At 71.1% G+C, this 6,415-nt stretch carries 3 protein-coding genes and 1 pseudogene; 3 read left to right on the forward strand and 1 reads right to left on the reverse strand.

Translation table 11 applies throughout. The annotated features are described in order from the left end of the window. Positions 1–1,198 (reverse strand): annotated as a pseudogene (locus tag ABZ406_RS30690) (hypothetical protein); the annotation flags it as partial. Between the two features lie 150 nt (positions 1,199–1,348). Between ABZ406_RS30690 and ABZ406_RS30695 the strand changes: the two are divergent. The 3 genes from ABZ406_RS30695 to ABZ406_RS30705 form a co-directional block, all read left to right on the forward strand. Further along, positions 1,349–3,007, forward strand: coding sequence for an FAD-dependent oxidoreductase (locus ABZ406_RS30695; protein WP_357769038.1), 1,659 nt, complete (start codon positions 1,349–1,351; stop codon positions 3,005–3,007). Between the two features lie 42 nt (positions 3,008–3,049). Continuing rightward, a complete protein-coding gene (locus tag ABZ406_RS30700) occupies positions 3,050–4,507 on the forward strand; it encodes an ATP-binding protein (protein ID WP_357769040.1) in 1,458 nt (485 codons plus the stop codon). Positions 4,508–4,573: 66 nt separating this feature from the next. Beyond that, on the forward strand, positions 4,574–6,415 hold a 1,842-nt coding region (locus ABZ406_RS30705; protein ID WP_357769042.1), incomplete at its 3' end, for an ATP-binding cassette domain-containing protein.

Here is a 6,415-nt window from a genome sequence, read left to right on the forward strand (position 1 = left end):
TCTCCAGGCTGTCCGCTGTCGTCCCGTCCCGGTCGAGCAGGTCCGCCACCCGGTAGACCAGCTCGGCGGAGAACGCCACGGCCAGCCCGGCCGCGATGGTCATGAAGACCGGCGCTCCCGACGCGCGCAGCCATGACCTGCGCTGCCCGCCACCTGGCCGCCACATCACCAGCACGGCGAGCACGGCCACCAGCACGGTCTGACTGACGAACAGCCAGGCCACTGTCGCGCTGTAACCGGGCAGCGCACCGACCTGCGGCCACGGCGCGGGACTGATGACGATGTGCACGATCACCAGCATCGTCAGGCCGCAGGCGATGGTGCGCAGTCCGCGGAAGAGGCCGTCCACCCGGGGCGACGGGTCGGTACGGTCGATGCTCGTCACCATGCTGACCAGGATCAGGCAGGCCAGCAGCACCGCCCCGGTGGCCGTCAACAGGATCACCATCACCCACGAGGAGTGCTGGCTGGCACGCGCGGCGAGCAGGCTGCCGCTGAGCGTGGCGAACGCCGCCGCGACGTGCACCGAGCGCAGCCGACCCACCAGCGGCTCCCCGTCCCACTGGCCGACGGCGCTCAACTGGTGTTTCGACGTGAGCGTCGACGGGGTCCGGAACGCGTCGAACGAGTGGCTCGGGCGTGCACCCAACCACCACAGGAGCCCGATGGCGGCGACCGGCACCAGCGCCAGCACACCCAGGCGCAGCCCGATCGGGCGTCCGCCGAGCCAGGACAGCCAGCTTCGGCCGGCCAGGCACGACGGGGTGCCCATGCAGCGCCAGGCGATCAGGTCCAGGGCCACCCCGACGATGGAGAGCACGTAGAGCACTGTGAGGGTGAGGGCGAGCACCCGGCAGAGCGCCTTGAAGCCGCGCATCGAGACGGCGTTGGCCGGGACCATCCAGAACGCCACGTTGCAGAGCATGAACGGCAGCAGGAAGACCAGCGACAGCGTTCGCACCGCCGTACCGGACGGCAGGTCACTCCAGCGGTACGCCTCGAGCGTCACCCCGTCCGTGCCGGTGGAGTCCGGGTAGCCGGGACGTGGACGGTAGAACCCTCCGCTGCGGTCCCCGGCGACCTGGTGCACGTACGGTCGGTCCAACACCTGGTCCGCGCCCGCACCGGAGACACCGTGCACCCGCAGCTCCACGATCCCTTCCGACGGCGTCGGTCCGGTCGGTGTCGCGTCCGCCATGGGCCCCCCGAGGTGTGCGCGGCAACGGGCAGGTCGTCGATGTCCGGCCACCCGCGCGGCTCCCCGGCTTACCCGTTCCCGAGGCGGTCAACCGTGGGCCGGGCCACGGCGATGGTGCGGTCGACCCTCGACAGGTGGTTTCATGGCGCCATGGCGAACCCGGTGATCCTGACCGTCGACGACGACCCCGTGGTGTCCCGGGCGGTGGCCCGGGACATCCGGCGCCGCTACGGCGACCGCTACCGGGTGTTGCGGGCATCCTCCGGGCCGGAGGCCCTGGACGCGCTGCGCGAGGTCAAACTGCGTGGCGAACAGGTGGCGCTGCTGCTGGCCGACCACCGGATGCCGGAGATGACAGGCGTCGAGTTCCTGGAAGCGGCGATGGACATCTTCCCGGCCGCCCGGCGGGTGCTGCTCACCGCGTACGCGGACACCGACGCCGCGATCGAGGCCATCAACGTCGTCGACCTGGACCACTACCTGCTCAAGCCCTGGCACCCGCCGGAGGAGAAGCTGTACCCGGTGGTCGACGGGCTGCTGGAGGCGTGGGCGGCCACCCCCGACGCGGCCACCGCGGAGATCCGGGTCGTCGGGCACCGCTGGTCGGCGCCGTCGTTCAAGGTCCGCGACTTCCTGGCCCGCAATCTGGTGCCGTACCGCTGGCTGTTGTCCGACGACCCGGAGGGCGTCCGGCTGCTCGACGCGGCCGGTGCAACTGAGGCGGACGTGCCGCTCGTGGTGACGCCCGAGGGTAAGGCGTTGGTCGCCCCCAGTGAGGCGGAGTTGGCCGCACTGGCCGGGTTGACAGTCGTGCCGGCGTGCGACTTCTACGACCTGGTGGTGATCGGTGGCGGCCCCGCCGGTCTCGGCTCCGCCGTGTACGGCGCGTCGGAAGGGCTGCGCACCGTGCTCGTGGAGCGACGGGCGACCGGCGGCCAGGCCGGTCAGAGCAGCCGGATCGAGAACTACCTGGGCTTCCCGGACGGTGTCTCGGGGGCGCAGTTGACCGATCGGGCCCGACGGCAGGCGGTCAAGTTCGGCGCCGAACTGCTCAGCGCCCGAGAGGTGGTCGGTCTCAGTGAGGCCGGCGGTGCTCGGCTGCTGCGCTTCGGTGACGGCACCGAGATCGCCGCGCACACGGTGGTGCTGGCCACCGGCGTGTCGTACCGGGTGCTCGACGCTCCCGGGCTCGCCGACTTCACCGGTCGCGGGGTGTTCTACGGCGCAGCCGCCACCGAGGCGCCGAGCTGCGTCGAGCAGGATGTCTACATCGTCGGCGGGGCCAACTCCGCCGGTCAGGCGGCGGTCCACTTCTCCCGGTACGCGTCGAGGGTGCACCTGCTCATCCGTGGCGCGGACCTGACCGCCTCGATGTCGCGTTACCTGATCGACCAGTTGGAACGGATCGAGTGCATCACCGTGCACCCGTACACCGCGGTGGTCGGCGGGGCGGGGGAGGATCACCTGGAACGGCTGACCCTCTGTGACACCCGCACCGGGGAGGCCCGCTCGGTCGACGCCTCCTGGCTGTTCATCTTCATCGGGGCGGAGCCCCGCACCGACTGGCTGGACGGGGTGCTGGTCCGCGACGGGCGCGGGTTCATCGTGACCGGCCCGGATCTGCTTGCCGGGGGGCGTCGGCCGGCCGGCTGGTCGCTGTCTCGCGACCCGTACCACCTGGAGACCAGTGTGCCGGGCGTGTTCGCCGCCGGAGATGTGCGGGCCGAGTCGGTCAAGCGCGTCGCCTCGGCCGTCGGCGAGGGTGCGATGGCGGTGTCGCTCGTGCACCGCTACCTGGAGGCCCAATGAGTAGGAGTTGTGAACCCCGCCGTGTTGAGCGAAGGAGTCCCGGTGACCACCGAGTCTGATCGGCTGACACCTGCGCAGTTGCGCACCCTGTTCCTGTTCGAGGCGCTCGACGAGGGGCAACTTGAGTGGTTGGCGGAGCGCGGCCGGGTGGAGCAGCGCGCCGGCGGCACCCTCGTGTACGCCGAGGGCGAGCCTGGCACCTGCTTCTTCGTGTTGCTGCGCGGCGCGGTGGCGCTGAGCCGGCAGGTGCGCGGCGACGACATCGAAGTCAGCCGGACCGACCAGCGCGGGGTGTACGGCGGGGCCGTTCAGGCGTACCTGGGAGACCGGGTCGACCAGATTTATCGCAACAGCATGCGAGCGGTGACCGACTCGGAGTTCTTCGCGCTGCCGGCGGCGGACTTCGCGTATGCCCTGCGGTCCTGGTTCCCGATGCCCATGCACCTCCTGGAGGGGCTGTTCCTTGGGCTGCGAAACTCGCAGACGGTCGTCGGCGAACGGGAGCGGCTGCTGGCCCTCGGCTCGCTCTCGGCGGGGTTGACCCACGAGTTGAACAATCCGGCGGCGGCGGCGGTGCGGGCCACGTCGGTGTTGCGCGACCGGGTCGCCGGGATGCGCCACAAACTGGCCATGATCGCTGATGGGCGGCTCGACGGCAGGGCGCTGCACGGCCTGGTCGCGTTGCAGGAGGAGGCGGTCGCCCGGGTGGCGACCGCGCCGAAGTTGACCCCGATGGCCACCGCCGACGCCGAGGACATCCTCACCGACTGGCTGGAGGAGCACGGGGTCGGCGGGGCGTGGGACCTGGCCCCGATCCTGGTCGGCGGTGGGCTCGACGCGGCCTGGCTGGCGCAGGTGAAGGCGGCCGTCGGCGCCGCGGACCTGGAGGCGGCGGTGCGCTGGCTCACCTACACCGTCGACACCGAGCTGTTGATGCGGGAGATCGACGACGCGGTCACCCGGATCTCCGGGCTCGTCGGGGCCGCCAAGCAGTACTCGCAGCTTGATCGCGCGCCGCACCGGGTGGTGGACGTGCACGATCTGCTCGACGCCACGCTGGTGATGTTCAAGGGCAAGATTCCCGCCGAGGTCAAGCTCGTCCGCGAGTACGACCGCAGCGTCCCACCGGTTCCGGCGTACGCGGCCGAGCTGAACCAGGTGTGGACCAACCTCATCGACAACGCGCTGGGTGCGATGGGGGAGAAGGGCGTGCTGACCATCCGTACCGGGCTGGTCGGGGACCAGTTGGGGGTGGAGGTCACCGACACCGGGCCGGGCATCCCACCGGAGGTGCGTCCGCGCATCTTCGAACCGTTCTTCACCACCAAGCCGGTCGGTGCGGGCACCGGGTTGGGGCTGGACATCTCGTACCGGATCGTGGTGCACAAGCACCACGGCGACATCCGGGTGGAGACGGAGCCGGGACGGACCACCTTCCGGGTGCTGCTGCCGATCGCGGAGGGCCAGCCGGACGCGCCGGGCGACGCGCCGACTACCTAGAGACAGCACACCGTCGCGGCAAGTAGTCTCAGGCGTCGTCGGTGATTGCCGTCCCGAGGAGGGTCCATGGAGTCGATGGCCCGCCAGCGCACCCCCGCCGAGGACGACGACCAGCCTGACGATCCGCCGGCCGGCGCGATGCTGCCCGAGTTGGAGGACCCGGACTGGTTGCATCACGCCCACGAGTTCGCCCACACGGGGTTCTGGGCGGTGGCCCGCCGGCTGCCCCGACTTGTCCGCGAGGCGGTCGGCCTGGCCTGGGCCACCAACCGTCGGGACACCGCCGCGTCCATCGGCCTGAACGTCGCGGCGGGTGTGATGACCACGTTCGGACTGCTGGCCACGACAAGTGTGCTGAGGGAGTTGTTCGCCGCCGGTCCCACACCGGACCGCGTCCGAGCGGCCCTGCCCGCGCTCGTCGTGGCAGCGGCGGCGGTCTCGGCGCGCGGGGGTCTGGCGATCGCGGCCGGTTGGGCTCAGGCCCGGCTGACGCCGCAGATCAACTACCAGGTGGAGCTGCGGTTGTTCGAGGCGACCACTGCCGTGGAGTTGGCCGCGTTCGACGACGCCGGCTTCGCCGAGGAGATGGACCGGGCACGGGACCGGGGGATGGCGGAGGCCGCGTACATCGTCAACCACACGGTCAACCTGGTCACCGGTGTGGTCGGCATGCTGGCCACCGCCGTCGCGGTGACCGTCATCCAACCGCTGCTACTGCCCTGCCTGCTGCTCGCCGCGGTGCCCCAGGCGATCACCGCGGTGCGGATGGCCCGCCGCGAGTACCTGGCGATGCTGGCCCGGATCACCAGACAGCGTCGGATGTGGATGCTGGCCCACCTGATGGCCAACCGGCACACCGCCGCCGAGGTGCGCGCGTACCAGATGCGCGATTTTCTTCTCACCGAGTATCGCGGCGTGATGGCCGTCGAGACCCGGGCCCAACTACGACTGGTGCGTGCGCAGACCGGCACGCGGGTCGCCGGCGCGAGCGTCGCGGGCCTGGCCACGTTCGGGGTGTACGCCGTACTCGGCGGTCTTCTGCTGGCCGGGATGGTGGCCCTCGCCGCCGCGGCCACCGCCCTGCTCGCCCTGCAGTCCGCGCGGAACAGCCTGGGCGTCGCGGTCATCGCGACGAACTCGCTGTACGAGGACGCGCTGTACTACCAGGACTACCGCGACTTCCTGGCCCGCGCCCACGCCCGCGTGCCGATCGGGGGAGACCGGGTGGCCGACGCCGTCCAGGTGATCGAGTTGGACGAGGTGAGCCTCAGTTACCCGGACACCGACACGCCGGCAGTGGACCGGGTGAGCCTGACCGTCCGTCGGGGAGAGGTGGTCGCTCTCGTCGGCGAGAACGGCTCCGGCAAGACCACACTGGCCAAACTGGTCGCCGGGCTCTACCGGCCCACCGGTGGGGTGATCCGCTGGGACGGCGTCGACGCCGTCGAACTGGACCCACGCGCCCTCGGCGGCCAGGTTGCCGTGATGACCCAGGAATACTGGAAGTTCCCCTTCACCGCCGGGCAGAACATTCGCGTGGGACGGCACGACCGTCCGCCGGAGCGACCCGGCCCCAGCGTGCAGGAGGCGGCCGGCGCGGCCGCCGCGCACGACATGATCGTCGGCTTGCCGCACAGCTACGACACCCTGCTCGACAGGGAGTTCAAGGACGGCCACGAGTTGTCCGGTGGGCAGTGGCAACGGTTGGTCGCCGCCCGCGGCCTGTACCGGGACGCCGCGCTGCTGATCTGCGACGAACCGTCGGCGGCGCTGGACGCCCGCGCCGAACACGCCCTGTTCCAGCACCTACGCCGCAGCCCCGACCGGGCTGTCGTCCTGATCACCCACCGGCTGGCGAACGTCCGGCACACCGACCGGATCTTCGTGATGGAACGGGGTCGACTCGTC

It is taken from the genome of Micromonospora sp. NPDC005710 (assembly GCF_040630995.1).
In the GTDB taxonomy this organism is placed as follows: domain Bacteria; phylum Actinomycetota; class Actinomycetes; order Mycobacteriales; family Micromonosporaceae; genus Micromonospora.